The 26,498-nt window shown below is 70.1% G+C and carries 27 protein-coding genes and 1 pseudogene; 11 read left to right on the top strand and 17 right to left on the bottom strand.

Annotated features, from left to right (window positions below; all coding sequences use genetic code 11):
* Positions 1–13: 13 nt before the first annotated feature.
* The 11 genes from pqqE to ASF25_RS13600 all read right to left on the bottom strand — a co-directional run bounded on the left by pqqE (position 14) and on the right by ASF25_RS13600 (position 10,984).
* Positions 14–1,171 (bottom strand): pyrroloquinoline quinone biosynthesis protein PqqE, encoded by a 1,158-nt coding sequence (gene pqqE, locus ASF25_RS13550; protein WP_056175203.1) that lies wholly within the window; start codon positions 1,169–1,171, stop codon positions 14–16.
* Positions 1,168–2,250, bottom strand: coding sequence for a pyrroloquinoline-quinone synthase PqqC (pqqC, locus tag ASF25_RS13555; protein WP_056175199.1), 1,083 nt, complete (start codon positions 2,248–2,250; stop codon positions 1,168–1,170). The genes pqqE and pqqC overlap by 4 nt, the downstream gene beginning before the upstream one ends.
* Before the next feature lie 191 nt (positions 2,251–2,441).
* A complete protein-coding gene (gene pqqB / locus ASF25_RS13560) occupies positions 2,442–3,341 on the bottom strand; it encodes a pyrroloquinoline quinone biosynthesis protein PqqB (RefSeq protein ID WP_056305171.1) in 900 nt (299 codons plus the stop codon).
* A 45-nt stretch (positions 3,342–3,386) separates the two neighbouring features.
* Complete coding sequence (pqqA, locus tag ASF25_RS13565) at positions 3,387–3,476, bottom strand: pyrroloquinoline quinone precursor peptide PqqA (RefSeq protein WP_018043604.1); 90 nt, start codon at positions 3,474–3,476, stop codon at positions 3,387–3,389.
* Positions 3,477–3,659: 183 nt separating this feature from the next.
* Positions 3,660–4,364: a response regulator transcription factor gene (locus ASF25_RS13570; RefSeq protein ID WP_056095386.1), complete on the bottom strand. Its 705-nt coding sequence runs from the start codon at positions 4,362–4,364 to the stop codon at positions 3,660–3,662.
* On the bottom strand, positions 4,361–5,971 hold the full coding sequence (locus ASF25_RS13575) for a HAMP domain-containing sensor histidine kinase (RefSeq protein WP_056175193.1): 1,611 nt from the start codon (positions 5,969–5,971) through the stop codon (positions 4,361–4,363). Before ASF25_RS13575 ends, ASF25_RS13570 begins: the two co-directional genes overlap by 4 nt.
* 144 nt (positions 5,972–6,115) lie before the next feature.
* Entirely contained in the window at positions 6,116–6,322 is a 207-nt protein-coding gene (locus tag ASF25_RS13580) for a hypothetical protein (RefSeq protein WP_056175636.1), read from the bottom strand.
* Between the two features lie 143 nt (positions 6,323–6,465).
* Positions 6,466–7,263: a formylmethanofuran dehydrogenase subunit C gene (locus ASF25_RS13585; protein WP_056305174.1), complete on the bottom strand. Its 798-nt coding sequence runs from the start codon at positions 7,261–7,263 to the stop codon at positions 6,466–6,468.
* The gene (gene fhcD, locus ASF25_RS13590; protein WP_056305176.1) at positions 7,260–8,216 is read right to left on the bottom strand and encodes a formylmethanofuran--tetrahydromethanopterin N-formyltransferase; all 957 of its coding nucleotides are present in this window, start codon (positions 8,214–8,216) and stop codon (positions 7,260–7,262) included. The genes ASF25_RS13585 and fhcD overlap by 4 nt, the downstream gene beginning before the upstream one ends.
* 51 nt (positions 8,217–8,267) lie before the next feature.
* On the bottom strand, positions 8,268–9,911 hold the full coding sequence (locus tag ASF25_RS13595) for a formylmethanofuran dehydrogenase subunit A (RefSeq protein WP_056305177.1): 1,644 nt from the start codon (positions 9,909–9,911) through the stop codon (positions 8,268–8,270).
* Positions 9,905–10,984, bottom strand: coding sequence for a hypothetical protein (locus ASF25_RS13600; RefSeq protein WP_056305179.1), 1,080 nt, complete (start codon positions 10,982–10,984; stop codon positions 9,905–9,907). Before ASF25_RS13600 ends, ASF25_RS13595 begins: the two co-directional genes overlap by 7 nt.
* A gap of 366 nt (positions 10,985–11,350) precedes the next feature.
* On the opposite strand from ASF25_RS13600, the gene ASF25_RS13605 reads away from it, so the two are divergent.
* The 7 genes from ASF25_RS13605 to fae all read left to right on the top strand — a co-directional run bounded on the left by ASF25_RS13605 (position 11,351) and on the right by fae (position 18,342).
* Positions 11,351–12,340 carry a beta-ribofuranosylaminobenzene 5'-phosphate synthase family protein gene (locus tag ASF25_RS13605; protein ID WP_056305180.1) on the top strand — a complete coding sequence of 330 codons (990 nt, stop codon included), beginning with the start codon at positions 11,351–11,353 and terminating at the stop codon, positions 12,338–12,340.
* A gap of 125 nt (positions 12,341–12,465) precedes the next feature.
* Positions 12,466–13,359 carry an NAD(P)-dependent methylenetetrahydromethanopterin dehydrogenase gene (locus tag ASF25_RS13610; RefSeq protein ID WP_056175176.1) on the top strand — a complete coding sequence of 298 codons (894 nt, stop codon included), beginning with the start codon at positions 12,466–12,468 and terminating at the stop codon, positions 13,357–13,359.
* 102 nt (positions 13,360–13,461) lie between these two features.
* On the top strand, positions 13,462–14,562 hold the full coding sequence (locus ASF25_RS13615; RefSeq protein WP_244473016.1) for an ATP-grasp domain-containing protein: 1,101 nt from the start codon (positions 13,462–13,464) through the stop codon (positions 14,560–14,562).
* Positions 14,559–15,545, top strand: a complete 987-nt coding sequence (gene mch / locus ASF25_RS13620) for a methenyltetrahydromethanopterin cyclohydrolase (RefSeq protein WP_056175171.1) — start codon at positions 14,559–14,561, stop codon at positions 15,543–15,545. The genes ASF25_RS13615 and mch overlap by 4 nt, the downstream gene beginning before the upstream one ends.
* Positions 15,546–15,814: 269 nt before the next feature.
* Positions 15,815–16,729 carry a RimK family alpha-L-glutamate ligase gene (locus ASF25_RS13625; protein WP_056175168.1) on the top strand — a complete coding sequence of 305 codons (915 nt, stop codon included), beginning with the start codon at positions 15,815–15,817 and terminating at the stop codon, positions 16,727–16,729.
* Between the two features lie 25 nt (positions 16,730–16,754).
* Positions 16,755–17,576, top strand: coding sequence for a triphosphoribosyl-dephospho-CoA synthase (locus ASF25_RS13630; protein ID WP_056305184.1), 822 nt, complete (start codon positions 16,755–16,757; stop codon positions 17,574–17,576).
* A gap of 253 nt (positions 17,577–17,829) precedes the next feature.
* Positions 17,830–18,342 (top strand): formaldehyde-activating enzyme, encoded by a 513-nt coding sequence (gene fae, locus ASF25_RS13635; protein WP_056175161.1) that lies wholly within the window; start codon positions 17,830–17,832, stop codon positions 18,340–18,342.
* Between the two features lie 129 nt (positions 18,343–18,471).
* On the opposite strand, the gene ASF25_RS13640 is transcribed toward fae, so the two are convergent.
* Positions 18,472–19,155 (bottom strand): HisA/HisF-related TIM barrel protein, encoded by a 684-nt coding sequence (locus ASF25_RS13640; protein WP_056261378.1) that lies wholly within the window; start codon positions 19,153–19,155, stop codon positions 18,472–18,474.
* Between the two features lie 28 nt (positions 19,156–19,183).
* Here ASF25_RS13640 and ASF25_RS13645 point away from each other — a divergent pair, with 28 nt between their 5' ends.
* The gene (locus ASF25_RS13645) at positions 19,184–20,233 is read left to right on the top strand and encodes a hydantoinase/oxoprolinase family protein (protein ID WP_056305281.1); all 1,050 of its coding nucleotides are present in this window, start codon (positions 19,184–19,186) and stop codon (positions 20,231–20,233) included.
* A 22-nt stretch (positions 20,234–20,255) separates the two neighbouring features.
* The gene (locus tag ASF25_RS13650; protein WP_056305187.1) at positions 20,256–20,456 is read left to right on the top strand and encodes a hypothetical protein; all 201 of its coding nucleotides are present in this window, start codon (positions 20,256–20,258) and stop codon (positions 20,454–20,456) included.
* A 7-nt stretch (positions 20,457–20,463) separates the two neighbouring features.
* Here the strand turns inward: ASF25_RS13650 and ASF25_RS13655 are convergent, their stop codons facing one another.
* Complete coding sequence (locus tag ASF25_RS13655; RefSeq protein ID WP_056175633.1) at positions 20,464–21,543, bottom strand: polyamine ABC transporter substrate-binding protein; 1,080 nt, start codon at positions 21,541–21,543, stop codon at positions 20,464–20,466.
* Positions 21,544–21,584: 41 nt separating this feature from the next.
* Positions 21,585–21,944, bottom strand: a complete 360-nt coding sequence (locus ASF25_RS13660; protein WP_056175150.1) for a RidA family protein — start codon at positions 21,942–21,944, stop codon at positions 21,585–21,587.
* Between the two features lie 212 nt (positions 21,945–22,156).
* Here ASF25_RS13660 and ASF25_RS13665 point away from each other — a divergent pair, with 212 nt between their 5' ends.
* Positions 22,157–22,423, top strand: a complete 267-nt coding sequence (locus ASF25_RS13665) for a GlsB/YeaQ/YmgE family stress response membrane protein (RefSeq protein WP_056175147.1) — start codon at positions 22,157–22,159, stop codon at positions 22,421–22,423.
* Between the two features lie 59 nt (positions 22,424–22,482).
* On the opposite strand, the gene ASF25_RS13670 is transcribed toward ASF25_RS13665, so the two are convergent.
* Complete coding sequence (locus tag ASF25_RS13670; protein ID WP_056175146.1) at positions 22,483–22,704, bottom strand: DUF2892 domain-containing protein; 222 nt, start codon at positions 22,702–22,704, stop codon at positions 22,483–22,485.
* A 269-nt stretch (positions 22,705–22,973) separates the two neighbouring features.
* Here ASF25_RS13670 and ASF25_RS13675 point away from each other — a divergent pair.
* Positions 22,974–23,410, top strand: a pseudogene (locus ASF25_RS13675) (translation initiation factor 2).
* A 103-nt stretch (positions 23,411–23,513) separates the two neighbouring features.
* On the opposite strand, the gene pnp reads toward ASF25_RS13675, so the two are convergent.
* Both pnp and rpsO read right to left on the bottom strand, forming a co-directional pair.
* On the bottom strand, positions 23,514–25,685 hold the full coding sequence (gene pnp / locus ASF25_RS13680) for a polyribonucleotide nucleotidyltransferase (RefSeq protein ID WP_056305189.1): 2,172 nt from the start codon (positions 25,683–25,685) through the stop codon (positions 23,514–23,516).
* A gap of 218 nt (positions 25,686–25,903) precedes the next feature.
* Positions 25,904–26,173, bottom strand: a complete 270-nt coding sequence (gene rpsO / locus ASF25_RS13685) for a 30S ribosomal protein S15 (RefSeq protein WP_056175138.1) — start codon at positions 26,171–26,173, stop codon at positions 25,904–25,906.
* Between the last annotated feature and the right edge of the window lie 325 nt (positions 26,174–26,498).

Consider the following 26,498-nt stretch of genomic DNA (forward strand, 5'->3'; position numbering starts at 1 on the left):
AGGGTCGCAGACTTCAAAGGGACACGTCCTCGTTGAGCGGCGTACGCACGTTGGGCTGCACGTTACTGCCGATGGTCCGGTAGGTGTAGTCGGGCGGGGTCTCGGCCGCCTCTTCCGTGGCGAGATCCCGCACCTTGGCGTGGAGCGGCGAGAGCGAGCAGGCCGGATCGGTGGCGGCGGCGTCGCCGGCGAGCGCCAACGCCTGGCAGCGGCAGCCGCCCCAATCCTTCTCGCGCCGGTCGCACGAGCGACAGGGCTCCTGCATCCAATCCGTGCCGCGATAGGCGGTGAAGGCCGGCGAGTTCGCCCAGATGTCGCCGAGCGAGTGGTCGGTGACGTACCAGAACTCGAGCTGCTTGATGGTCTCGGCGGCGTGGCAGGGCAGCACCTTGCCGGCCGGCGTCACGTTCATGAGCTTGCGTCCCCAGCCGCCGGCGCAGGCCTTGGGGTACTTCGCGTAGTAGTCCGGCACCACGAGGTCGATGACGAGCTGGCCCTTGAGGCGCTCGCGCGCCGCCTCGACGATGCGGATCGAGCGATCGACCTCGGCCTTGTTCGGCATCAGAGCGGCGCGGTTGACGTAGGCCCAGCCGTAATACTGGGTGTGGGCCACCTCCAGGCGCTTGGCCCCGAGCTTCACGGCGAGATCGATGAAGCCCTCGACCTCGTGGATGTTGCCGCGATGGATGACGGAATTGAGCGTCAGCGGCAGGCCGAGCTGGGTCACCCGCTCGGCGAACGCCATTTTCTGCGGCTGCGCGTTCTTCAACCCGCCGATTTTTTCTGCATTGGCCGCATCGACCCCTTGCACCGACAGCTGCACGTGGTCGAGGCCGACGTCGTAGAGGGCGTCGAGCTTGGCCAGGGCTCCGCCGACGCCGGACGTGATGAGGTTCGAGTACAGGCCGAGCTTCGCGCAGGTCTGAGTGATCTCGACGATGTCGTTGCGGGCCGTCGGCTCGCCGCCGGAGAGGTGGACGTGGAGCACGCCCAAAGCCGCCGCCTCCGTCAACACCCGCTGCCAGGTTGCCGTATCGAGTTCGCCCGAGCGCCGGTCGAGTTCGAGCGGGTTCGAGCAATATGGACAGCGCAGGGGGCAGCGATGCGTCAGTTCGGCCAGGAGCCCGACGGGCGCCGGCAGGACGGGGGCGGTCGGCGTGATCGCGTTCATCGCTCAAGAACCCGTTTGGTGGCGAGGTCGTTCAGCATGACGAGGATATCGGCCTCGATCACCGCGCGGTCGGCGGTGAATTTCTCCGCCAGCAGGCCGGCGATGTCGCGCACGGTGCGGGTCCCATCGACGAATTCGAGCACCGCCACGGCGTTGGCATCGAGGTCGAAGGTGCGCTCGGGGGCGAGCAGCACGTGCTCGCCGCGCACGGTGTCGTGGCGCAGGCGCACGCCGCGCGGCAGGCGCGGCACGTCGTGCGGACCCAGCGTGCCGGTACCGGCCGCCTGCGCGGTCACGGTCTCGGGGACGAGACCGGTGCCGGGGGTCCAGGCGTCGGGCGGGGTGAGGCCTGGGGCGACATAGGCGAAATACAGGGCGTCGAGCTGCGTCCACAGCACGTTGCACTTGAAGGTGAGCGCCGCCATCGCCTGGCGTTGAAGCTCCGGCGTGGTGGCGTGCTTCTGAACGTAGTCGAGGGCGAAATCCGCGTCGCGGGGCGCCTGGGTGAGGCGCTTGTCGAAGTAGGCCAGGGTGTCCTTGGTGATGAAGTCGTAGTTCTTCAGCATCCCGGCGACGCGCTCGGAAATGATGGTCGGCGAGAACATCTCGGTGAGCGAGGAGGCGATGGCCTCCAGCAGCGAGCGCTCCTTCACGAAGTGGACGTAGGCGTCCACGGAGAACCGGGTCGCCGAGAGGATGCCTTCGGTCGATTCCACATAGGCTCGCGAAAAACCGACGCCCTCGGCGAGCTTAAGCCAACGCTCGATGCCGCCGTCACCGGGCGCATCACCGTCGTGATCAACGATGCGCTGGCGCCAGATCCGGCGAAGACTCGCATCCTCCATCCGCGCCAGCACGGCCGCGTCCTTGATGGGGATCATGGCTTGGTAATAGTAGCGGTTGAGCGCCCAGGCGCGGACCTGATCCTTGTTCAACTCGCCGTCGTGCAGCAGGCGGTGGAACGGATGCAGGTTGTGGTAGCGCTTCGCGCCGATGTCGCGCAGGGCCGCCGCGAGTTCCTCGGGGCTCAGGAGGCGCTGGGTCTCATCGGCGACGGGCGTAGGGAAAGGCGCGGTCATGGGCGTTGTCCGGCTCCAACGGTGGGCGTTTCCTGGGCGCATCTTCTAGATGGTGTCGTGATCCCTGTCAGGCCAACGACACCACGAACGCAATTATATTGCGCACCACATAGGTGCTGGGGCAGTAAATTGCCAGCGTGTCCCACCCGACAATCGGTGCGACCGGGTCCGGTGCAGGCCGCCGCGGGCCGTCAGAGGGACAGGCTCAGACCGTCATGGGCCACGGTCCAGCCCTCGGCTTCGACGGATGCGCGCTCGGCCGAATCCTCGACCAGTACCGGGTTGGTGTTGTTGATGTGCACGAAGACGCGGCGGCCGATCTCGATGTCGGCGAGCGCCGCGATGGAGCCGTTCTCGCCCGTCATCGGCACATGGCCCATGCGCCATCCGGTCTTGGTGCCGACGCCGGCGCGGATCATGTCGTCGTCGAGCAGAACGGTGCCGTCGAACAACAGGGCCTCGACGCCCGTGATCTGGGCCTTGAGGCGGTCGGTGACGCGGGCGCAGCCGGGAATGTAGGCGAGCCGCTTGCCCCCCGCCTCGATCATCGCGCCGACGGTGGTCTCGGTCTCGGCGCCGAGGTCCACGGTCTCCCCCTCGAGCCAGAGGGGCACCTTGCCGGGCACGGAGAACAGGGTGACGGTGAGCCCGGGCACCGGCTCGAAGGCCGCATCGAGGCCGATGGATTCGCGCGCGACGACCCCGTCGGCCATCACGTCGAACACCCGGTTGGCGTTCACCGAATCGAGGATGCCGGCCGTCCCGTAGAGGGTGAAGGGCTGGCCCTCGCGCAGGGTCAGCAGGCCGGCGACGTGATCGACGTCGCCGTTGGTGAGCAGCACGGCATGGATCGGCGAGTGGCGCAGCCCCTCGCGCGGGTGCAGCACCGGAGTGTCGAACAGTTGCTGGCGGATATCGGGGGAGGCGTTCACCAGGAGCCAGCGATCCCCATCGGGGGACACAGCGATGCTCGACTGGGTCCGCGGCCTCACGCGGGTGGAATCCTCGCGGGCGAGGGAGCAGATGGGGCAGCGGCAATTCCACTGGGGAAGGCCGCCGCCCGCGGCGGAGCCGAGGATCACGACATGCATGGCTGAACCGACGCTGTCCCGCTCCTCAGGCTCGCTCCGACAACCTTAGTTGAAGGTATCGATCTCAGCCGACTCGTAGCTCGTGACTTCCATGCCAACGCAGATCTCGGAAACGACGGGGGCAGCCCAGGTCATGGTGTTTCTCCAGAGTTTCTTTTGAACAGCAGCGCCCCGATCGACCTTAAGAAGATCGTAAGACACTGACGGCGCAGTGGTTTCTGTCGCGGGAGCTATATCGACAATTCCGCCCGGCAGGGCAAGCGTTAAATTGCCGGTTTCTCCCGCTATCCTCTCAGAAAGCGCTTACGCGGCGCGCCCTCAGTGCCGGAAATCCTGTCCCTTGAGGTCCAGCATGAAGCCGCGTCCGCGGACCGTCACGATGACCGGGCCGCCCAAGCGAACGAAGTCCGACAGCTTGGTGCGCAGGTAACCCACGTAGACATCGACGACATTCAGCGACAGGCCACCCTGGCCCGCCCAGAGCTTGTCGAAGATGTCGCCGCGCGACACCGGCTGGTTGGCCTTGTCCATGAGGAGCGCCAGGAGCTCGGCCTCGCGCGGGGTGAGGCGCGCCGTCGCATCCGCGAAGCCGACCTGCCGGATGTTGAGGTCGAGGACGAGGCGGCCGGCGGTGACGATGGTGCGGGGCTCGTCGGATTCCTTGCGGCGCAGGAGATGCGTCTGCAGGCGGGCGAGGAGCTCGTCGAACACGAACGGCTTGACGATGTAGTCGTCGGCGCCCAGCGCCAGGCCTTCGGCGCGGTCGCGGACCTCGTCGCGGGCAGACAGGAACAGGATCGGACCGGGGTAGCCGCCTTCGCGGAGCGAGCGGCAGACATCGTGGCCCGAGCCGTCCGGCAGGGTGATGTCGAGGACGACGGCCTCCGGCGCCGAGTCGCGCGCCGCGATGAGGGCATCGTCGACGCAGCCGGCGACCCCCACGGAGAACCCTTCCGCCTCGAGGCCACGCGCGAGCATGGCGCGAATGTCGCTGTCATCCTCGACGATCAAGACCCGCGTCATGCCGTGGTTTCCTTCTCTGTCCGATGGGAGGCCGACGCTGCTTCGTCGGAAACGGGAAGTGCGAGGGCGACCTGCGCCCCGCGATCCTGAGGCCCGGCCCCCAAGCGGATCGCACCATCATGCCGCTCCACGACCCAGCGCGCCAGGGCCAGGCCGATGCCGAACCCGCTCTCGCCGGACGGGCTTTCGCGACGGAAGCGCTCGAACAGGGCGTCGCCCGTCTCCGGAAAGCCGGGGCCGTCATCCGTGACGGTGACGGTCGCCACGCCGTCGAGGGAAACCGAAAGCGCGAGGGTGACGCGGGTCAGGCCGCGGGCATGCCGCAGCGCGTTGTCGACCAGGCTTTCCAGAACCTGACGGAGCCATTCCCGGTCGGCCAGGAGAACCGCATCGGTGGCGATGGGTTCCAGGACGAGGCCGACGCGGCGGCGGGCCGCCTCGGAGGCCATGCCCTCGACGGCGTCGGCGAGGATCGCCGAGGCGAGGACCGGCCGCCGGTCGAGCTCGATCTGACCGGATTCCGAACGGGCCACCCGGAGCAGATCCTCGACCCGGCGCTGAAGCCGCAGGGCACGCTTGCGGATGGTGGAGAACACCGGCGCGTAGTCGATGCCGGGGCGTCCGGCCGATCGGGCAGCGATGTCGCATTCGCCCAGGATCACGGTGAGCGGCGTACGCAGCTCGTGGCTGACATCGGCGAAGAACCGCCGGCGCGAACGGTCCACGGCCTCCAGGCGCGCGTTGGCGGCGCGCAGGTCCGTGGTGCGGGCCGCGACCGTATCCTCCAGGGCGGCCCGGTCGGCGGCGAGGCGTCCCTCGCGCCGGGCGAGCCGGGCGGCCATGCGGTTGAAGTTCGCGACGAGCAGGCCGAGCTCGTCCCGGGTCGCCACGGACAGGCGGGTGTCGAGTTCGCCCCGGCCGACGGCGCTCGCCGCCTGACGCACCGCCGCGATGCGCGCGAGCGTCGGGCGCGTCACCGCCCGGTACAGTCCGAACACGATGGCCAGCGCCGCCGCCACCGCCGCCAGGGACGCCACCCGCAGGGTCGCGGACAGGTCGCGCGCGGCATCCGACCCCGCGATCATCGAACGGCGCTCCACTTCGATGAGGAAGGAGAGGGGCTGGCCGGTCATGGCGCCGAAGCCGTTGAGGGCGCCGCGGATCGCGCCCTTGCGCTGCTCGTCCTCGGACCGGCGCAAGATCTGGGCGACCTGCCGGTCGAGGACGGCACGAGCCGAGCGGAGCTGCGCCAGGGGGCGCGAACGGGCGGCGTACTGCGTCCGGTCGAGGGGATCGTCGCTGACCGCGATGCTGCGTCCCAGGGCCTCGTCGACGGCGACCAGGGCGCGATCGACGTTAGTGCGGGCAACCGACAGGCCTTCCGGCTGCGCGTCCGGATTGCTCACCGCCTCCAGGGCGGCGAGACCGTACTGGGTCATGCGGCCCGACAATTCGACCAGGAGTTCGAGACGCCCCTGTGCCGCCAGGGTCCGGTCGATGGTGCGCTCCGCCGCCCCGATCGACCACAGCACGCCGAGGGCCGCCAGGACGACGAGCAGGGCCGTGCTGCCGAGGAGCAGGGCGAACCGAACCTTCAGCGAGCGCATTGTTCGGCCAATTCTTGCCACTTCCTCCCATGCACGACAGATGATCCGCAGATCATCGTCGCGCATGGCGGATGTCTAGGCGCAGAAAGCCAGTTTTCGCAAGTGCAGCGGCTCAGCCGGCGAGGGACGGGGTTCGCGACGCGATCACAGATCGCGCGGAACGGTCCCCCGTACGGCGCAGCGCCAGCGGTTCACCTGCCATTCCGGATGCTCCGCCTGCCATTTGGCCAGCGCGCTCTGGGAGTTGCGCAGACACACGGCTGGGCTGCGGGCCTCGAACGAGAGATCGATCCGGTCCTCGCGGCAACGTGTCGGCTCGGACAGGAGACAGATCGAGAGCAGGATGAGCATCGGCTGCGCCTTAGAATGCGTCGGACTGGACGCGCGGGCCAGCACGATGATGCTTCCCGGCGGGACGGAAAGGTCGCCCGCACGGGAGATTTACGCAATATAGTAGCCCTCGTTCCGGGGCTGAACGACTGTCGCAGCCGCCGTCAGGCGGCCGATACCCAGAGCTCCCCCTTGCCCAGGGTCGCGAGATCGCCCGAGTACCGGGTGAGCGCCCCGGCGGCGAGGTCGGCGTGGGCCGGGCTCAGGGGCCGCAGCGACCGGGCGAGGAGGCGCAGGAACACGAGGTCGTGGGTCCCGGTCTCGACGAAGCTTGGGCTGAGGGCACCGACGCCGCCCGTGAGGATCGTGCCGCGGCGCATGCCGAAGCCCGGGTGGTCGCCCACGGAGGTCGCCGCGATGGTGCCGGCGATCATCCGCGAGCCCGCATGGGCCCCGGCCGCCCCGACGAGGATGAGGCCGCGCCGCATGCGGTCTCCGAGGTGATCCCCCGCCGCGCCCTTGATGATCAGGGTGGCGCCGTCGAGACCGGCCTTGGCGGCGTAGACCGCCCCGCCGGCATGGTCGCCCGCATCGCCCTCGATGGTGATGGTGCCGCCGGTGGCCCCCGACCCCGCGAACGGACCGGCCGAGCCGGTGACCGTGACAGTGCCGTTCCGCATGCCCGCGCCGAGGCGCTGGCCGACATCGCCGACCACCCGGATGCTGCCGCCGTCCAGCGAAGCGCCGACCCGGTCGAGGCGCGACGAGCCGCCTTCGATGACGAGATCCTCGGAGCCGTCGAGGCTGATGGTGAAGCAGTCGCCGAGGGTCAGGCCCCGGCGACTGGTGCCGACGGGGAGCTTCGCCGCCTCGGTCTCGCTGAGTCCGCTGAGGGAGAGGGGGGTGACGTGCAGGAAGTCGAGCCGCTCCGGCGGCTCCTGGCGCAGGGTGAGGGTGCTCATGCCGCTCCAGCCTCGCTCGCCGGCTCCTTCGAGAGCAGGTCCTTCAGGTGGTAGTGATGGCGGCCGAGATTGCCGCCGTAATTGCCGGCCGTGACCGCCACGAGCCCGTGGGCCGCGCCGGCCTCGGTGGCCGCATGCAGGGCCGCGCGCATGGATTCGGCGACCCCGTGCGAGGTCAGGGCGTCGATGACGATCTCCAGCACCACGCCGACGTCAGCCCCGAGTTCGGTGCCGGCCCGACCCTTCAGGGTCGGGCAATAGGCGTCGTTGGTCGAGGCCATCATGCCCTTGGTCCGCGCGCCGACCTTCGAGCCCGAGCGGACGATGCCGCCGGGGAAGGGCAGGATCGCGCCCGAGACCGTGCGGGCGGCATCGACGGCGATCTCGGCGACCTTCAGGGTCTCGGCATGATTGCGGCCGAGGAACAGCAGGTTGCCGCCGCCGACCGCCCCGTCCACGGCGCGGACGAAGTCCTCGCACAGGAACTCGCCGTCCATGACCGGGATGCGCCAGTAGCGGCGCGACTGGCCGGTGATGGGATCGGGCAGGCGCTTGGCCACGGCGAACCCGTCGCCGAAGTAGCGGATGGCGCCGCCGAGTTTTATTTTCGTGGGGCCGTCGACGCCGGCGTAGCAGGCGGTGCCCGGGCAGGTGAGGATGCACTGGCCGACGCGCTTGAGGAGCTGGTCCTTCAGGCCGTTCGGTTCGAAGCCGAACAGCAGGACGCGCACGCCGGGGCGCCCGTCCGGCGTCTCCTCGGGCGACAGTTCGCAATCGATGCCGGCCTCGGCGCCACAGCCGATCACGGACGTGGCGAACCCCGTCATGGTGACGGCGGCGATCATCGCCCACTTCGCCGTATCGTTGGTGATGATGATCGCCGTGCCGGCGACGTCGAACGCCTCGGCGAAGGTGTCGATCACCGGGATCCCGTTGAGGGTGAGTTCCGTCATGTCAGCCACCGGTCCTCACGCGACGCCCATCCTTCAAGCCGGACATGTCCTTCAAGCCAGACATGCGACCTCCTCGAACACGTCCGCCTTCGGGAAGGCCTCGTCCGGCACCTCGAAGGAGCTCAGGCCCGCGCCGAAGCGGTCCTGCAGGTAGGTCTCCGAGCGGGCGACCATGGCCTTGTCGGACTCGACGGTGAGTTCGAGGGTGTGCCCGGAGGTCCAGGCCACGACCTCGCCGTCCTCGACGATGGTCACCCCGTCCTTGAGCACGTACTTCGCCCGGGCGAACATCGCCGTGCGATCCCGATCGTCGCGATAGATGGCGACGTCGGCCCGCGCGCCCTCGCGCAGGTGGCCGCGATCCATCAGCCCGAGGAGCTTGGCCGGGCCCGAGCGGGTGAGCTGCGCGATCTCGGAGAAGCTGTACTCGCGCTCGATGGCGCACAGGCCCGAGCGCTCGCCGATGACTTTATGGAGGCCGGCGATCTCGCGGTCGCGCTTCTCCTTGTCCATCAGCAAATGGATGATGTGCGGGTAATCCGTGAACGGACCGCCATTGGGATGGTCCGTCGTCAGGATCGTGCGCTCCGGCTCCTTGGAGAGCAGCATGAGCTCCAGGCCGATGGCCCATTGCAGGGAGCTGACGGCGCCGCGCGGCTTGTAGAGGAACGGCACGACGCCGCCGCCTTCCGCGTCCCCCGCCGTGAGGATCCATTTCTTCGGATTGGCACCCTTGCGGCCCGCGAACTGGCGCAGGATGTCGAGCGAGATGGTCACGGTCTGGCCGAAGGCGACTTGGCCGACGTCGAAGGTGGCGTTGGGGTGCTTCTCCATCGCCTCGGTGATGCGCTCGGCCGCCGAACGGAACCCGCCGGTGGCCGGATTCTCGGGATCGGCGACGCCGTAGGCGTAGAACTGGGCGTGCGCGAAGTGGATGCGCCGGCCTTCCGCCGCCTCGAGGGTGTCCACGAACGACTCGTCGGCGCCCGGAATGCCGAGGTTGTTGCAATGGACGTGCAACGGGTGCGGCACGCCGATTTCTTCGACCGCATCGAGCAGGGCCGTCATGATCTTGCGGGTGGACAGGCCGTAGACGGGAATCTCCTCGTCGAGGCTGAGCTTCAGCATCCCGTCCTTGAAGGCCGAGGCGCCGCCCGCGTTGATGCACTTGACGCCCAGTCCCCGCGAGGTGGCGACCGCAAGCGCGACGAGGTCGCGCACCGCCGCCTTGCCCTCGCGCTGGCGCAGGAGCTGGAGCAGGTGGTCGTCGTTGCCCATCACCGTGAGGGCGCCGCGATCGAGCAGCGGAATGTCGGCGAGTTCGAGCTGGGTCGAGAGGGCGCTCGCCGGCGGCATCGCCGGCTCGACCGCGATGGTGTAGCCCATCCGCGCATAGTTCGCGCCGATCCAGGCGGCAGAGCCGCCCGCATGCGCGAAGGGATGGCCCTCGGGGGCCGCCTCGCTGGTGTAGAGCTCCGGCAGGAGCAGGCGGCTCATCACCACGTTGCCGCCGGCTATGTGCGAATGGACCTCGACGCCGCCGGCCATCACCACGCAACCCGTGGCGTCGATGGTCTGGTCGGGCGTGCGCTCGGAGGCGGCGACGACCCGGCCGTTCTCGATCCAGACGTCGCCGACGGCGTCGCGTCCGGCCGTCGGATCGACGACCCGTCCCCCCTGGATGCGGATCAGCATGAGGCGGCCTTCATCTCTACGAGTCGGTCCTGGATGGCGCCGAGCACGCCGGCGGCCGTCAGTTCGGCCGACGGGCCCGTGGGCGGCGCGTACGTGACGGTGGCCCGGCGGTCGTTCCACAGGGCACCGCCGGCGCTCTCGCCCGGCACGCCGACGGCGATGACGATCTCGGCGGCGTCGCCCGTGGCCTCGGGGCTGCCCTCGCCGACGATGGCGATGGCGGGCAGGGTGCCCAGCCAGTCCGGCCGGGGCGCCGGGAGAGAGGCGAGCCACAGGGCGGCATCGGCCTCGCCGGCGGCGATCTGGCGGGCGCTGTCGAAGCGCCAGGGATCGTGCTCGGGCACGTGGCGGCCGAACCCGACGCGGGGGGCCTGGCCAGTGGTCCAGGCGGCGAGCTGGAGGAGGGCACGGCCCTGGAACGGGTCGGAGACGGGCAGGGCGAAGAAGCGCGTGACCTCGTTGAGGTCCTTGACCATGCCCTGGAGCATCTCGACGCCGAGTTCGCCGAGCTCGGCCGCGTCGTACAGGACGACGCCGTACTGTGCGGCGGCGAGACGCTTGGCGAGATCGCCATAGGCGGTCTCACCCGCGAGATGCCCCTTCAGGTAAGCGCGCAGATGCGCGACGGAGACCGCGAGACCACCGGCCTCGGCCGGATAGGCCACGTGCCGGGTCGCGCCGTTGCCCGGACCGCCCAGCGACAGGAGGGTGCGCTCGGCCCCGGCGGCGCGTCCCCGCGTCGGCGCGGATTTAGCAAGCTCCCCGACGATGGGCCGGTCCCACGGCGCGTTGCCGACGATGAGGACAGCATCCGCCCGGCCCGTGGTCTCGGCCGGTGTGGTCAGCATCCCGCCGGTCCGGCTCAGGGAGCCCAGTTCGGCGTAGAGGCTCGTGCCCGCCACGGGATCGACGGAAGCGCCGATGGCATCGGCGAGATGATAGGCCGCCCGCACGGCGCTCAGCTCGGCACAGAGGCCCGCCACGATGGGCGTGCGCGCCGCAGCGAGGAGGGTCGCGGCGGCTTCCACCGCTGCGTCCGCATCCGTCGCACCACCCTTCACCCAGGCCGCCATACTTTGCACCTTGGAAAATCGAGAGCCCGGCACACACCACGAAAACAGGGGTCGCGCACGGCGGGACTGAGCCAGTCCAGAACGATCGGGCGGCACGTTTGCATCGGGGCGACGCCCCAAGCAAGTCCCGGGGCCGACGCCGAACCGATTGAGGCTGGAATTTTTTGGCTTGCCCGAGCTTTGACTTGCCCCAGCACCGAAACTTCCGACGGACTCCGCGCGATGCAGGCCGGAGGATGGATGCGCTCGCGGCGCTTGCGAGGCGTCCGCGCTCCGTGGGAGAAGCCCGCTGCCGGGCAATCCGCTCCGCAGCGACGCGATTGACCGAGCCGTATGATGCGGCCCGCAGGATCGAGAGGGATCGACGTGACACAGATCCCGGATGGGGCAGGGGACGGGGCAGGGGACGACGTGGCGACGCGGGGCGTGCGGGTGCACGCGCCGGGCCGCCTGCATTTCGGCTTCCTCGACCTGCACGGCGGGCTCGGCCGGCGCTTCGGCAGCCTCGGCCTCGCCCTCGACGCCCCGGCCGTCACCCTCACGGCGCGCGCAGCGACCAGCCTGACGGTGACGGGCCCAGAAGCCGCGCGGGCGCACGGCTACGCCCTGGCGGCGGCCGGCCATCTCGGGATCGAGGGCCACGCGGCACTGACCGTCGAGGAGACGATGCCCGCCCATGCGGGCTTCGGTTCCGGCACGCAGCTGGCGCTGGCCGTCGCGGCGGCCCTGGCCCGCCTCGCCCGCCGGGCCTTCGCGCCGGAGGCCTTCGCCGACGCCCTCGACCGGGGCAACCGCTCCGGCGTCGGCCTGGCGGCGTTCACGCAAGGGGGATTCATCGTCGACGGGGGCCGCGACGGCCTCGGCACGCCCCCACCCGTGATCGCGCGGCTCGACTATCCGGAGGCGTGGCGCGTCGTCCTCATCCTCGACACCGGCATGACCGGCGTCCACGGTGCCCACGAGACCGAGGCCTTTCGCGATCTGCCGCGCTTTCCCGAGGCTCAGGCCGCCGAAATCTGCCGCCTCGTCCTCATGCAGGTGCTGCCCGCCGCCGCCACCGCCGAGCCCGAAGGATTCGGCGCCGGCATCACCCGGATCCAGCGCCTCATCGGCGACCATTTCGCCCCCCACCAGGGGGGGCGCTACGCCAGCCCCGCCGTGGCCGAGGCGCTCTCCGCCGTCGCGGCGCAGGGGATCAGCGGCTATGGGCAGAGTTCGTGGGGGCCGACGGGCTTCGCCCTGGTGCCGTCGGAGGACGTGGCGCGAAGGCTGGTCGCGTCCCTGGAGCGGCCCGGCCCCCTGCGCTTCCTCATCGCGCGCGGCCGCAACACCGGCGCCACGGTGACGCCGCTTTAAGGCGGGCGGCCTACTCCGATCCTTGACCGGCGTCGCATCGACCGGCTTTGACATTTCACCACCCCGGCGCACGCTCGGGGCAAGTCTTCTGGAACTGACTGCGACCGCACGGAGGGAAACCCGCCATGGCCCGCTCGATCCTGCATATGATCACGCCCCTCAAGCACATGAGCCCGTTCGACGTGAACATGGCCGTCGATGCCGGGTTCGAGACCATCGCGACCTACACGGGCGCGAGCCTGCCCGACGTCACGTCCCTAGTGCAGGATTCGATCTTTTCGCGCTCGCCCCAGGACGGGACGCGCACGGGCATCTTCATCGCCGGCAAGAACGCCGAGGAGGCCCTCGACATGGTCGACCGGGCCAAGAAGGCCCTGGTGCCGCCGTTCGCCAACCACATCTTCGCCGACCCGGCCGGCTCCTTTACCACTGGGGCGGCCATGGTCGCCGAGGTGACCCGCGCCCTGAAGGCGAAGTTCGACACGGAGCTCGCCGGCAAGCGCATCGTGATCTTCGGCGGGGCCGGCGTCGTCGCCTACGTGGCGGCGGTGATCGGGGCGCTCAACGGGGCCGAGACCACCATCGTCGGCCATGACGGCGAGGAGCGCGTCAGCAAGATCGCCCATACCATGCGCTGGCGCTTCGGCGTCGAGGTCGGGTCCGTGGACGGGTCCACCGTGGAGGCCCGGCGCGCCGCCATCACGAAGGCCGACGTGATCCTCTCGGCCGGCCCCGCCGGGGTCTCGATCCTCACGGCGGAGGATCTCGAATCCGCGCCGAACCTCCTCGTGGCCTCCGACGTCAACGCCGTCCCCCCGGCCGGCATCGCCGGGATCGACGTCAACGCCGTCGACGTGCCCCTGCCGGTGGGCAAGGGCGTCGGCATCGGCGCGCTGGCGGTGGGCAACGTGAAGTACCAGACCCAGTCGCGCCTGTTCCGCCGCATGCTCGAGGCCAAGGAGCCCCTCTGCCTCGATTTTCGCGATGCCTACACGGTGGCCGTCGAGGTCGCGGGCTAACCGGTTCGGCCCGTCCCTATCGGCGAGGCGCGCGCCCTGTCCGGTCCCGCAGGCGCTGCGACGGGCGACACGCTCCTCGTCGCCGCCCAATCCGGTCGTGCCCTGGCTCAGGCGGCGCGACGGGCGGGGTTTCGCCCGCTGGTCCTCGACCTGTTCGGCGACGACGACACCCTCGACCTCGCCGAGCACCACCGCCGCGCCTCGGGCCGGTTCGGCGACGGGCGCCTCGGTGGCGCGGGCGTGCTCGCGGACCTCGACGCCCTGTCCGCCCTGGCCGACCGGCCACCGGTCGGGCTCGTCCTCGGCAGCGGTTTCGAGGGTACGCCCGATCTCATGGCCGCCCTCGCGGCGCGCTTCCGCCTCCTCGGCGCAGCACCCGACACGGTCACGCGCCTCAAGGACCCGCTCGGCTTCGCGGGCCTGTGCGCCCATCTCGGCGTGCCCCATCCCGCCGTCACCCGCGATCCCGTGCCCGACCGGGCCGGATGGCTCCTGAAGCGGGCCGGCGGCTCGGGCGGCACCCATATCCGGGCGGCGACCGCCGGGCCGGCGCCACCCGGCGCCTATTTCCAGGCCCGCGTACCGGGCCGGGCCCATGCCCTGGCCTTCCTGGCGGACGGCCGGAACATCGCAATCGTCGGCATAACCGAACAGTGGAGCGCGCCGTCGCCCCTGCGCCCGTTCCGCTATGCCGGTGCCGTGGAGCGTGCGCGCCACGAGGGGCCGGCCCTCGCCCCGCGCATGGTCGACCGGATCGCCGAGGCGGTCGAACGCATCGTCTCGGAAACCGGGCTGCGGGGCCTCGCCAGCGCCGACCTGCTCGTGTCCGGCGAACACTGGTGGCTCACCGAGATCAACCCGCGCCCCGGCGCCACCCTCGACGTCCTCGACCGGCGCCCGACGCCGCTGCTCGCCCATCACATCGCGGCGAGCCTCGGCCGCCTGCCTGCCGTGGAGGAAGCGCCGGTGGATGCGGCGGCCACGGAAATCTGTTACGCGGCCACCGGCTACGCGCCGATGCCGCCGCTCGACTGGCCGGATTTCGTGCGCGATCGCCCAAGATCCGGCAGCACGGTGGCGCGCGACGCGCCCCTGTGTACCCTGTTCGCAACGGGGACGGACTCGGCCGCCACGAGAGAGATGTTGCGAGGCCGGGCTGCCCGATTGCGGACCCTGCTCGATCTGACGGAGGAACACCCATGACCACGCGTCCGACCGCGCCCAAAAGCCCCTATCCGAGCGTCAATGCGCTCACCGCTCCCCTGGTCGAGCGCCTCGTCGCCGATGCCGGCCTGCTGCGCCTCGCCGTGACCACGCAGGACGGCGCCCGCATGGTCGATGCCGGCGCCTCCGTGCGCGGCTCCATCGAGGCCGGACGCCGCATCGCCGAGATCTGCCTCGGTGGCCTCGGCACCGTCACCATCGCGCCGTCCGGCCCCGTCGCGGCCTGGCCCTACTCCGTGGTGGTGCACTCGTCCGATCCGGTCATCGCCTGCCTCGGCAGCCAGTATGCGGGCTGGTCGCTCGCCGACGAGACCGGGGATTCCGGCTTCTTCGCCCTCGGCTCCGGCCCAGGCCGCGCCGTCGCCGTGGTGGAGGACCTCTACGCCGAGCTCGGCTACAAGGACACCGCCACCCAGACCGCCCTGGTGCTCGAAGCCGCCGGCGGCCCGCCGGCCTCCGTGATCGCCAAGGTGGCCGAGGCCACGGGCCTCAGCCCGGCGCAGCTCACCTTCATCTACGCCCCGACCCAGAGTCTCGCGGGCGCGACCCAGGTGGTCGCCCGCGTCCTCGAAGTGGCCCTGCACAAGGCCCACACCGTCGGGTTCGACCTGCACAAGATCGTCGACGGCCTCGGCTCGGCGCCGCTGTCGCCCCAGCACCCGGACTTCATCCAGGCCATGGGCCGCACCAACGACGCCATCATCTACGGCGGCCGGGTTCACCTCTACGTCGAGGCCGACGAGGCGGACGCCCGCCAACTCGCCGAGCAGCTGCCGTCGACCACCTCGGCCGACCACGGCGCGCCCTTCGCCGACATCTTCGGCCGGGTGAACGGCGATTTCTACAAGATCGACGGGGCCCTGTTCAGCCCGGCCGAGGTCATCGTCACCTCCGTCACCACGGGCAAGAGTTTTCGCGGCGGCCGGCTGATGCCGGAGCTGGTGGAAGCCTCGTTCGGCTGACGTGGATCACGGGGGCAGGGCGCCTGCCCCCTCTCCCCGCCGGGCGGGGAGAGGGCCGCATGGACCCCGGCGGCCAGCGACGCCGCCAGCCGAAGCGAGGGTGAGGGGGTGTCTCCGGACGAGACTCCTTCGCCGACGCCCCCTCACCCTCGGCTGCCGCCTCGCCGTGACGACGACAGGATCGGCACGGCCCTCTCCCCGCAAGCGGGGCGAGGGGACTGCGCGGCAGCCCGGCCGGATCAATCCGGATATCGTGTGAGAACAAGACAATGCGGATCGGGCTCGCGGCCGACAACGGCAATTGGCACAAGGCGCGCTTGAAGGCCGCCCTGGAGCATCTCGGTGCGGAGCCGGTGCTGTTCTCCCTGGCCGACGTCGCCATTCGGACGGGCGGACGGGAGCCCCTGCGGGTGCCGGGTTTTCCCGACGCCCTGCCGGACGGCGTCCTGCTGCGGACCGTGGCCGGCGGCACCTTCGAGGCCACCACCATGCGGCTGGGCGTGCTCCACGCCCTCGTCGCCTCGGGCACCACCGTGTGGAACTCGCCCGCTTCCATCGAGCGCTCCGTCGACAAGGCGATGACGAGCCTGCTCATCGACCGCGCCGGCCTGCCGACGCCCGACACCTTCGTGGTCTCCAAGCGCGCGGCGGCGGCCGAGATCGTGGCCCGCGAGGCCGGTCCCGGCCGGCCCCTGGTGCTGAAGCCCCTGTTCGGCTCGCAAGGGGAGGGGCTTCAGCTCATCGAGACCCCCGACGATCTGCCGGGCGAGGATGCGGTGTCCCGGGTCTACTATCTCCAGCGCTACGTCGCCCGCAGCGACGGGCTGTGGCGCGACTACCGGGTGTTCGTTTGCGAGGGCCGCGCCATCGCGGCGATGATCCGCGAGGGCGACGGCTGGATCACCAATGTCCACCGCGGGGGTCGGCCGCTGCCCTGGACCATGCCGCCCGCGGCGGCCGAGCTCGCCGAGCGTGCCGCGGCGGCGGTGGGGGTCGACTACACCGGAATCGATCTCGTGGAGGACGGGGAGGGCGGCTTCCTCGTCCTCGAGGTCAACTCGATGCCGGCCTGGTCGGGCCTGCAGAAGGTCGTCGAGGTCGACATCGCGCTCGCGGTCGCGCGCGGCTTCCTCGCCGCCGTGCGGACGGCGCGGCCCCCGCGCCTCGTCTCGGCCCTGGGATGAGGGCTCCGGGAATAGAGCCGCGCGCATGACCCGCCTCACGGCCATCGGCGAAGCCTACCGGGCGAGCTGCCTCGCCGAGCTCGACGCCCTGAAACCCGGCAACGTCCATGCCTTCGCCGACGGCCATCGCATGGCCACCCGCGATTTCGTCATCAGTGCCGAGGTCTCGGCCCCGCATCTGGCACGAACCGGCACGCGGGTGGGACCACGGGTCCGCACCGCCATGGAGGCGACCCTGGCGGCGGTGGGCCAGAACACCAATCTGGGAATCCTGCTCCTCTGCGCGCCCCTGGCGCTGGCGGCCGAGGCCGGCACGCCGCTGCGCGCCGCCCTGGCCGGGGTGCTCGACGGCCTCGACGGACGGGACGCGGAGGAAGTCTACGCCGCCATCCGGCTGGCCAATCCCGGCGGCCTCGGCACGGCCGAGCGCCACGACGTGACCGGCACCGGGACCCCCCCCGCCCTGCTGACGGGCATGGCGGAGGCGGCCCCGCGCGACGCCATCGCCCGCGCGTACGTCACCGGGTTCGCCGATCTCTTCGACATCGGCCTGCCGGCCCTGGCGGCGGCGCGGGCACGGGGGCTGTCGGCGCCGTGGACCACGACGGCCGTCTTCCTCGCCTACCTCGCCGGCGTGCCGGACAGTCACGTGACGCGCAAGCACGGGCTGCCCGTCGCCGAGGCCCTGCGCGCGGAGGCCGTGGATCTCCTCGACCTCGATCTCGCGGTCCTGCCCGTGGACGCCCTGATGGCGAAGGACCGAGCCTGGAAGGCGGCCGGACTCAACCCCGGCACCAGCGCCGATTTCACCGTGGCGACCCTGTTCCTCGATCATCTGCTCGTCTGACCTGCGCCGACGAAACACTGACTGCGGATTCACCATCGTCAGCGTTTGTTCCGGCCCAGATCAAATAATTTGCCGGAAACCACGCTTCGCGCAGGGTTGTTCCGGGCAAACGCCCAGAGTAGGGTCCGCGCCGCGATCCGGGCTAACCGGTCCGCCCTTTCGGGGGCTGGACGCCGTGAACAAGGATAGCTTTCGGCCGCGCTCGTCTTCGAGGGCGGTCACGTCTTTTCAAGACTCCTGGGAGAAACCCCACATGGCGAAGATCAACAAGGTTCTGGTCGGCGAGGCTCTCGTCGGCGATGGCAACGAGGTCGCCCACATCGATCTCATCATCGGACCGCGCGGTTCGCCGGCCGAGACGGCTTTCTGCAACGGCCTCGTGAACAACAAGCACGGCTTCACCAGCCTGCTCGCGGTCATCGCGCCGAACCTGCCCTGCAAGCCGAACACCCTGATGTTCAACAAGGTCACCATCAACGACGCCCGTCAGGCCGTCCAGATGTTCGGCCCCGCCCAGCACGGCGTCGCCAAGGCCGTGCAGGACGCCGTCGCCGAGGGTATCATCCCCGCCGACGAGGCCGACGACCTGTTCATCCTGGTCGGCGTGTTCATTCACTGGGAAGCGGCCGACGACGCCAAGATCCAGAAGTACAACTACGACGCCGTCAAGCTGTCCATCCAGCGCGCCGTCAAGGGCGAGCCCACCGCCGCTCAGGCCACCGAGCAGCGCAACTCGGCTTCGCACCCCTTCGCGTCGAACGCTTAGATTGGGGGCAGTCCTGGGCAGAGTGAGCCTCCGCCCGCACCGCGGGGCCTGATCCAGCGACTGGCATCCATCTTCCTCGGACGATGAACTCTTCGGATGGGGCGGCTTCGGCCGCCCCTTCTTTTTGCACTACGCCCCGAGCGAACCATCGTGGATCGCGGAGGCGACGAGGGCGCCGGCGACGCCGATCCCCGCCAGGGCCGCCACATCCGCCGGGCCGCGTACGCCCCCCGCCGCATAGAGGCGGGTCGCCGGGCTCGAAGCCCGCAGGGCGGCAAGCCGGTCAAGATCCGGCCCGGCCCCGGCACCGACCCGGCCCAGGGTCATCACGATCACGTCGCGCGGCCAGTGGGCCGGTTCGTCGTGAAGCGCATCCGGCCCGAGCCGCTCGCTCCCCCGCGTGTCGAGGGAGAACACGGCCCGCCCGCCGAGCGCCCGCACCAAGCCGGCATCCGTCTGGCTCTCGCTGCCGATCACCGGCCGCCCGAGGCCGGCGGTGAGAAACGCGTCCACCCCGGCGGCGTGCGAAAAGCCCGCATCGACCCAGAGCCGCGCATCCGGGCAGGCACACCGGATCGCCTCCAGGCTCTCCCGGTCGGGCGGGGTGCCGTCGATGATCGCATCGAGGTCGGCGACGTAGAGGCGGGTCGCTCGCACCGCTGCCATGAGTCCGCGCGCCACGGCCCCGGGCGACGATTCCTTTGCCAACGGCGTCACGATCGGGGCATAGGAGGCGCGCTCGCCGGCCCGTGCCCGCACCACCTGCCCGTGGCGCAGGTCGATCACCGGAATGATCTCGAATCCGTCCGCCATCCCGCTCTCCGTTCCCAGGCCCGCCTCCGTGTCAGCAGCATCCGCCCCCGCACAAACGCCCGTCATCGGCTGGGATCTCGGCGGGGTCCATGTCAAGGCGGCCCTCGTGTGCGGCGGCCGGGTCGAGACCGTGGTGCAGGCGCCGTGCCGCCTGTGGCGCGGCCTGCCGGCCCTCGACGAGACGTTCGCCCAGCTCCCCGACTGGGCGCGGGCTCCCGCCGACCACGTCGTCACCATGACGGGCGAACTCACCGACTGTTTTTCCGATCGGGCCGACGGCGTGGCGCAACTCGCCGGCTGGGCCGCCGCCCATCTCAAAGGGTCCGTACGGATCTACGGCGGCCGCGCCGGTCTCCTCGCGCCGGAATACGCCCGCATGGCCGCCGCCGACATCGCGTCGGCCAACTGGCACGCCACGGCCGCCCTGGTCGGCCGGCACCACGCCCACGCGCTCCTCGTGGATATCGGCTCCACCACCGCCGACCTGATCCCCGTCGTCGGGGGGACGCCGGCGGCATCGGGCTACAGCGATGCCGAGCGCCTGGAGACGGGCGAACTCGTCTACACGGGGGTGGTGCGCTCCCACCTCATCGCGCTCTGCGACCATGCCCCGTTCCGGGGCCGACGCACCCGGCTCATGGCCGAGACCTTCGCCACGATGGCGGATGTCTACCGCATCACCGGCGACCTGCCCGACGACGCCGATCAGCAGCAGAGCGCCGACGGCAAGGGCAAATCCCTGGCCGAGAGCGAGATCCGGCTCGCCCGCATCATCGGCCGCGACCACGGCGAGGGCGATCCCGCGGACTGGCGGGCGCTCGCCGCCTACTTCGCGGAGGCGCAGCTGCGCCCGCTCCACGATGCGGCGGCGCTGCTGCTGTCGCGCAGCGACCTGCCGGCGGACGCCCCCCTGGTGGTCTGCGGCGCCGGGCGGTTCGTCGCCGAGCGTCTGGCGACCCGCCTCGGCCGTCCGGCCGTGGCGCTCACCGACCTCATCGCCGACCGGCTTCCCGCGACGGGGGCCGATTGGGCCTCCACCTGCGGCCCGGCCGTGGCCGTGGCCCTCCTCGTCCGATAACGCCTCACCCCCGGAGATCCCCATGAGCGCCACCCACCGCCTCGCCCGCATCCTCGCCGCCCGTTCAGCCGAGGACATCGAACTCGCCTTCGCGACGCAGGACGGCCAGACCCTCAAGGTCCTGGCGACGCCCGATCAGATCGATCGGCTCGTGGACGAACTCGAGGACATCCTGAATTCGCCGACGGGTCCGGAGGCCGACGAGCCGCCGGCCGTCGCGTAGCGGCGCGTCAGCGCCCCGTGCGCACCCGGGTCCAGGCCCGGGTGACGAAGCGCTGGGTCCGGTCGTCCCAGGCGGTGTTGACGAACAGGCGCTGCAGGGTGGCGTCGTCCGGGTAGATGCCGGGATTGCCCAGGATCTCCGCCTTGACGAACTTCTTCGCGGCCGCGTTGCCGCTGGCATAGGAGACGAAGTTGGTGTTGGCCGCCGCCACCTCGGGCCGCATCATGTAGTCGATGAAGGCGTGGGCCTCCGCCGCATGGGGGGCGTCCTTGGGGATCGCGAACGCGTCGAACCACATGAGCGACCCCTCGCGCGGCACGTAATAGGCGATTTCGACGTCGTTCTTGGCCTCTTCGGCGCGCTTCTTGGCCTGCATCACGTCGCCGGAATAGCCCACCGCGAAGCACAGGTCGCCGTTGGCGAGGCCGTTGATGTATTCCGACGAGTGGAACTTGCGCACGGCGCCGCGCACCTTGAACAGGGCGTCGGTGACCTGGGTGATGTCGTCCCAGCGCCGGGTGTCGGGCTTGAGGCCGTAGGCCGGCAGCAGGCTCGGGATCAGATCCTCGGGCGAATCGAGGAGCATGACCCCGCAATCCTTGAGCTTGTTCAGCAGGCCGCCGTTGAGGACGAGATTCCAGGTGTTGAGGGGCTGGGCCGCACCGAGGCGTTCGCGCACGAGGCCGAGATTCACCCCGATCCCAGTGGTGCCCCACATGTAGTCGACGGCGTAGGCGTTGCCGGGATCGTAGGCGGCGAGCCGTCCCGTGATCTCGGGCCAGGCGTGGACGAGGTTCGGGATCTTGGCCTTGTCGAGGGGCTGGAACACCCCCGCCCGGATCAGGCGCTGCAGGAACGGGCCCGACGGCACCACGAGGTCGTATCCGGAGCGGCCGGCCAGCAGCTTGGTCTCGAGAATCTCGTTGTTGTCGTAGGTGTCGTACACGACCTTGATGCCCGTCTCCTTCGTGAAGGCATCGAGCATCTTCGGGTCGATGTAGTCCGACCAGTTGTAGATGTTGATCACGCGCTCGGGGGGTGCGGTCTGCGCGCGCGCAGGACCGCCCCAGCCCGCCGCCAGGGCCATCAGCGTCCCGGCGACGAGGCTGCGGCGGGTGCGCGCGCGGATCACGCGGCGGCCTTGACGGCGACGACGACGATCTCGACGAGGTATTCGGGGCCGGCGAGGCGGGCTTCCACCGTGGCACGGGCCGGCTTGTCGTCGGGCGAGACCCAGGGCTCCCAGGCCGCGTTCATCTCCGCGAAGGTCGCGATGTCGGAGAGGTAGATCGTCGCCTGCAGGATGCGGCTCTTGTCGCTGCCGGCCAGCGCCAGGAGCCGGTCGATGTTGGAAAGGATCTCCTGGGTCTGCGCGGTGACGCCGGCGCCGACAGTGGTGTTGGCCGTCTGGCCGGCGAGATACACCATGTCGCCGTAGGTGACCGCCTGGCTCATGCGCGGGCCGGATTCGAAGCGCTGGATCGTCATGCTGAGCGAGATGCCTTGGCTGCCGGCCCATCCATCGCGGGCCACGGGCCTGCGTTGTGCCGCGTCCCGGGGGCGACCGTAAAGGGGGCGACGGCCTCCGCACGGTCGCGTTGCGACAATCTTGCCACTCCCGGCGCAACCAGTGCTGCGGTGCGGCGTTTCATGATCACAGAACGGCCAAGTCTGGGCGTCGGCGTATCGAGGATCACACCATGGGTATCATCTGGACCATCATCATCGGCTTCGTCGCCGGTGTCGTCGCGAAGTTCATCATGCCGGGCGACAAGGAGCCCGCAGGCTTCATCATGACGACGATCCTCGGCATCGTCGGCGCCTTCGTCGCCACCTTCCTCGGCCAAGCGCTGGGCTGGTACGGCCCGAACCAGGGCGCAGGGTTCATCGGCGCCGTCGTCGGTGCCATCGTGGTGCTCGCCATCTACGGCTTCATCGCCGGCCGCCGCACCACCAACACGTTCTGATATCCGATCCTTCCGGGCCGGAACGTGGAAGGGGCGCCCTCGGGCGCCCCTTTTTTCGTTCAGGCCGTGTGGCTCAGCTGCTTGACCGGGCAATGGCCCGTGGCCCCACGGATGGCGAGGCCGGCGCCGATGATGAGGGCGGCGAGACTCAGGAACTTGTTCGGGCGCGGCTGGGCCGCGGCGGCGGCGATGCCGAGGCCGAGGACAACGGACACGGCCCGCTCGGTGGTGGTCAGGTTGGCTTCACCTTCGAAGAGGCTCGGGATCATCGGATCGGACATTCTGGAATGTGCTCCTGCGACGTGCTCATGGTGCGTCGCGAGGCGAACGCCGTGTGAGGGCTGGCGTTCCGCGCGAAGCGAATCGCCGTGCCCCGCCCACCCCCGGGCAGGACGGCACACCTCCGCGACGGCGCACACCTCCGCGACGGCGATTGTCTCACGCATGCGGCGGTCGGATCACACGCCTTGATTGCGTCGACCTTGTCGAATTCCCGCCCTACGCCCACAACGTCTCCGCCGCCGGAGAACGCGGCAGGGGAGCCATTTCGATGAAGATCCTGGGCTCGTCCGTGGCGGTGCTGTGCGCCGCGGGCGTCGGCGCGTGCGGAAGCATCACGCGTGGCACCACCGAGAAGATGGCCTTCCTTCCGAGCCTTCGGGGGCGGCGATGACCACCACCAAGGGCTATGCCTGCCCGGCGACCCCATGCTCCCTCGACGTGGAGCGTTCGGACGAGTTCGACGTCACCTTCCTCAAGCCGGGTTACCGGCCGGCGATGGTCCCCGTGCGGACCAAGGTGGCAGGCGCCGGAGCCGCCGGCATGGCCGGCAACCTCCTGGCCGGCGGCCTCATCGGCGTCGGTGTCGATGCCTATACGGGCGCGGCCATGGTCCATACGCCCAACCCCGTCAGCGCGACGCTGGTGCCCGACGCCCTTCCGAGCGCGGAGCGGGTCCGCCGCAGGCGCAGGCAGCCGGGAGTCTGATCCGGGATCGGCCGGCGCAGACGAAAAAGGGCGCGGCTCCCGCTGAAGCCGCGCCCTTCGTTCGGTGACCGGATGCGCCGTGGCGCACCCGGGCGACGCTCGTTTACGCGTCCTGGCGCGGGGCGCGGGCGCGGTCCTGCTCGGCGTTGCGCTCGGCCTTGAGCTTCTCGGTGAGGTCCTCGCCGGTCTCCTGGTCGACGACCTTCATGGACAGGCGGATCTTGCCGCGATCGTCCGCGCCGAGGAACTTGACCTTCACCTTCTGGCCGTCCTTGACCACGTCGGTCACCTTGGCGACTCGGCTAGCGGCGAGCTCCGAGATGTGGACGAGGCCGTCCTTGGCGCCGAAGAAGTTCACGAAGGCGCCGAACTCCATGCACTTCACGACGGTGCCGTCGTAGATCATGCCGACCTCGGCTTCCGCCACGATCGACCGGATCCAGTTGTAGGCCGCCTTGATGGCCTTGCCGTCGGCGGAGGCGATCTTCACCGTACCGGTGTCGTCGATGTTGATCTTGGCGCCGGTCTTCTCGACGATCTCGCGGATCACCTTGCCGCCGGTGCCGATCACTTCCCGGATCTTGTCGGTGGGGATCTGCATGGTCTCGATGCGCGGCGCGTACTCGCCGAGCTCGGGACGGGCATCGGTCAGGGCCTTGGACATCTCGCCCAGGATGTGGACGCGGCCTTCCTGCGCCTGATGCAGGGCGACCTTCATGATCTCCTCGGTGATGCCCGCGATCTTGATGTCCATCTGCAGCGAGGTGATGCCGGCTTCCGTGCCCGCCACCTTGAAGTCCATGTCGCCCAAGTGATCCTCGTCGCCGAGGATGTCGGACAGCACGGCGTAGCGCTCACCCTCGAGGATGAGGCCCATGGCGATGCCCGCCACCGGACGGCGGAGCGGCACGCCGGCATCCATCAGCGACAGCGAGGCGCCGCAGACGGAGGCCATGGAGGACGAGCCGTTGGACTCGGTGATCTCGGACACGACGCGGATCGTGTACGGGAACTCGTGGGCCGGGGGCAGGATCGGGTGGATGGCGCGCCAGGCGAGCTTGCCGTGGCCGATCTCGCGGCGGCCCGGGGAGCCCATGCGGCCGGTCTCGCCCACCGAGTAGGGAGGGAAGTTGTAGTGCAGCAGGAAGGTCTCCTTGTAGGTGCCTTCCAGCGCGTCGATGAACTGCTCGTCCTCGCCGGTGCCGAGGGTGGCGACCACGAGGGCCTGGGTCTCGCCGCGGGTGAACAGCGACGAACCGTGGGCGCGGGGCAGCACGCCGACCTGGGACTCGATGGGGCGCACGGTGCGCACGTCGCGTCCGTCGATGCGCGAGCCGGTGTCGAGGATGTTCCAGCGCACGACCTTCGACTGCGCTTCCTTGAACGCGGCCTTGACCTTCTCGGGCGCGAACTTCTGCTCGCCGTCCGCCGGGCACAGGGCGGCGATCACCTTCGCCTTCACGGCGTCGACGGCAGCGTAGCGCTCCTGCTTGATGGTGTTCTTGTAGGCCTCGCGCAGCTCGGCCTCGCAGACGCCGAGCACGGCGGCCTCGACATCGCCGTTCTCGGGCGCGGAGAAGTTGCGCGGCTCCTTGGCGGCCTTCTCGGCAAGGCGCACGATGGCCTCGATGACCGGCTGGAAGTGCTTGTGGCCGAACATCACGGCGCCGAGCAGAACCTCTTCGCTCAGCTCCTTGGCCTCGGACTCGACCATCAGGACGGCGTCGGTGGTGCCGGCGACGACGAGGTCGAGGGAGGAGGCCTCGAGATCGGCCACCAGGGGGTTCAGGCTGTACTGGCCGTTGGCGTAGCCGACGCGGGCGGCGCCGATGGGGCCCATGAACGGCACGCCCGAGAGCGTGAGCGCCGCGGACGCCGCCACCATGGCGAGGATGTCGGGATCGTTCTCGAGGTCGTGGGTCAGGACGGTGACCACCACCTGGGTGTCGTTGCGCCAGCCCTCGACGAAGAGGGGGCGGATCGGGCGGTCGATGAGGCGGGAGACCAGGGTCTCCTTCTCGGAGGGCCGGCCCTCGCGCTTGAAGTAGCCGCCGGGAATGCGGCCGGCGGCGTAGGCACGCTCCTGGTAGTTCACGGTGAGCGGCAGGAAGTCGATACCGGCCTTGGGCTCCTTGCCCGAAACGACGGTGGCGAGCACCGAGGTCTCGCCGTACGTTGCCATCACGGCGCCGTCGGCCTGGCGGGCGACCTTGCCCGTCTCGAGGACGAGCTTGCGGTCGCCCCACATCAGCTCTTCGCGTTGTACGTCGAACATTCTTTTGTCCTTGCCATCATGCGGTCGGGCGGACCCGGCGCCGCCAGGGGCAAGATGGCGAGGGGCTTTCTCGGTGTCCGAAAAGCCCCTCGCGATCCTGTCCCCGGCCGGCACGCCTTCAAGTCACCCGGGTTTCGGGGGGCCGGACCCATTCCGGCATCCCGATCTATGGAAACGCGGCCCCGGGCCGGGCCCGGAACCGCGTGGAGAACGCCGGCTTAGCGGCGGATGCCGAGTCGCTCGATGAGGCTGCGGTAGCGGGCCTCGTCCTTGCCCTTAACGTAGTCGAGCAGCGAGCGGCGCTGCGAAACCATCTTCAGGAGGCCGCGGCGGGAATGGTTGTCCTTGCCGTGGGTCTTGAAGTGGCCGGTGAGGTTGGTGATCCGCTCGGTGAGGATCGCCACCTGGACCTCCGGAGATCCGGTGTCCTTGCCGCCGTTCGCGTATTCCTTGATGAGCGCGGTCTTGCGCTCTGCCGTGATCGACATCGCTATCCCTTTCGGTGGGTTTTTCGGATCGTGCGGGCCCCGGCGAACCAGGGGGCCGCGAACACTTGCGGGAGGCCGGTGCCGGGATGTCGTCCAGCACGGTCAGTCCACAAGCAGCTTGTGCCCCGGCCCCGTTCACACGGGTCGAAGCGCGCGCAACATACACGAAAGCGCAGGCCGTGCCACCCCTCGCCATACCCCCTGGATTCCCGACCCTGGCAGGCCACCCCGTGCAGGATGCCATCGTGGCCGCGTCGGGGTTGCGTCGCGCCGTTCCGGCGAGGGGATTCGGCCGCCTGCGCGATGAATACCGAACGAGGATGCC

Origin of the sequence: Methylobacterium sp. Leaf100 (assembly GCF_001422845.1) — a bacterium.
Taxonomy (GTDB): Bacteria; Pseudomonadota; Alphaproteobacteria; order Rhizobiales; family Beijerinckiaceae; genus Methylobacterium.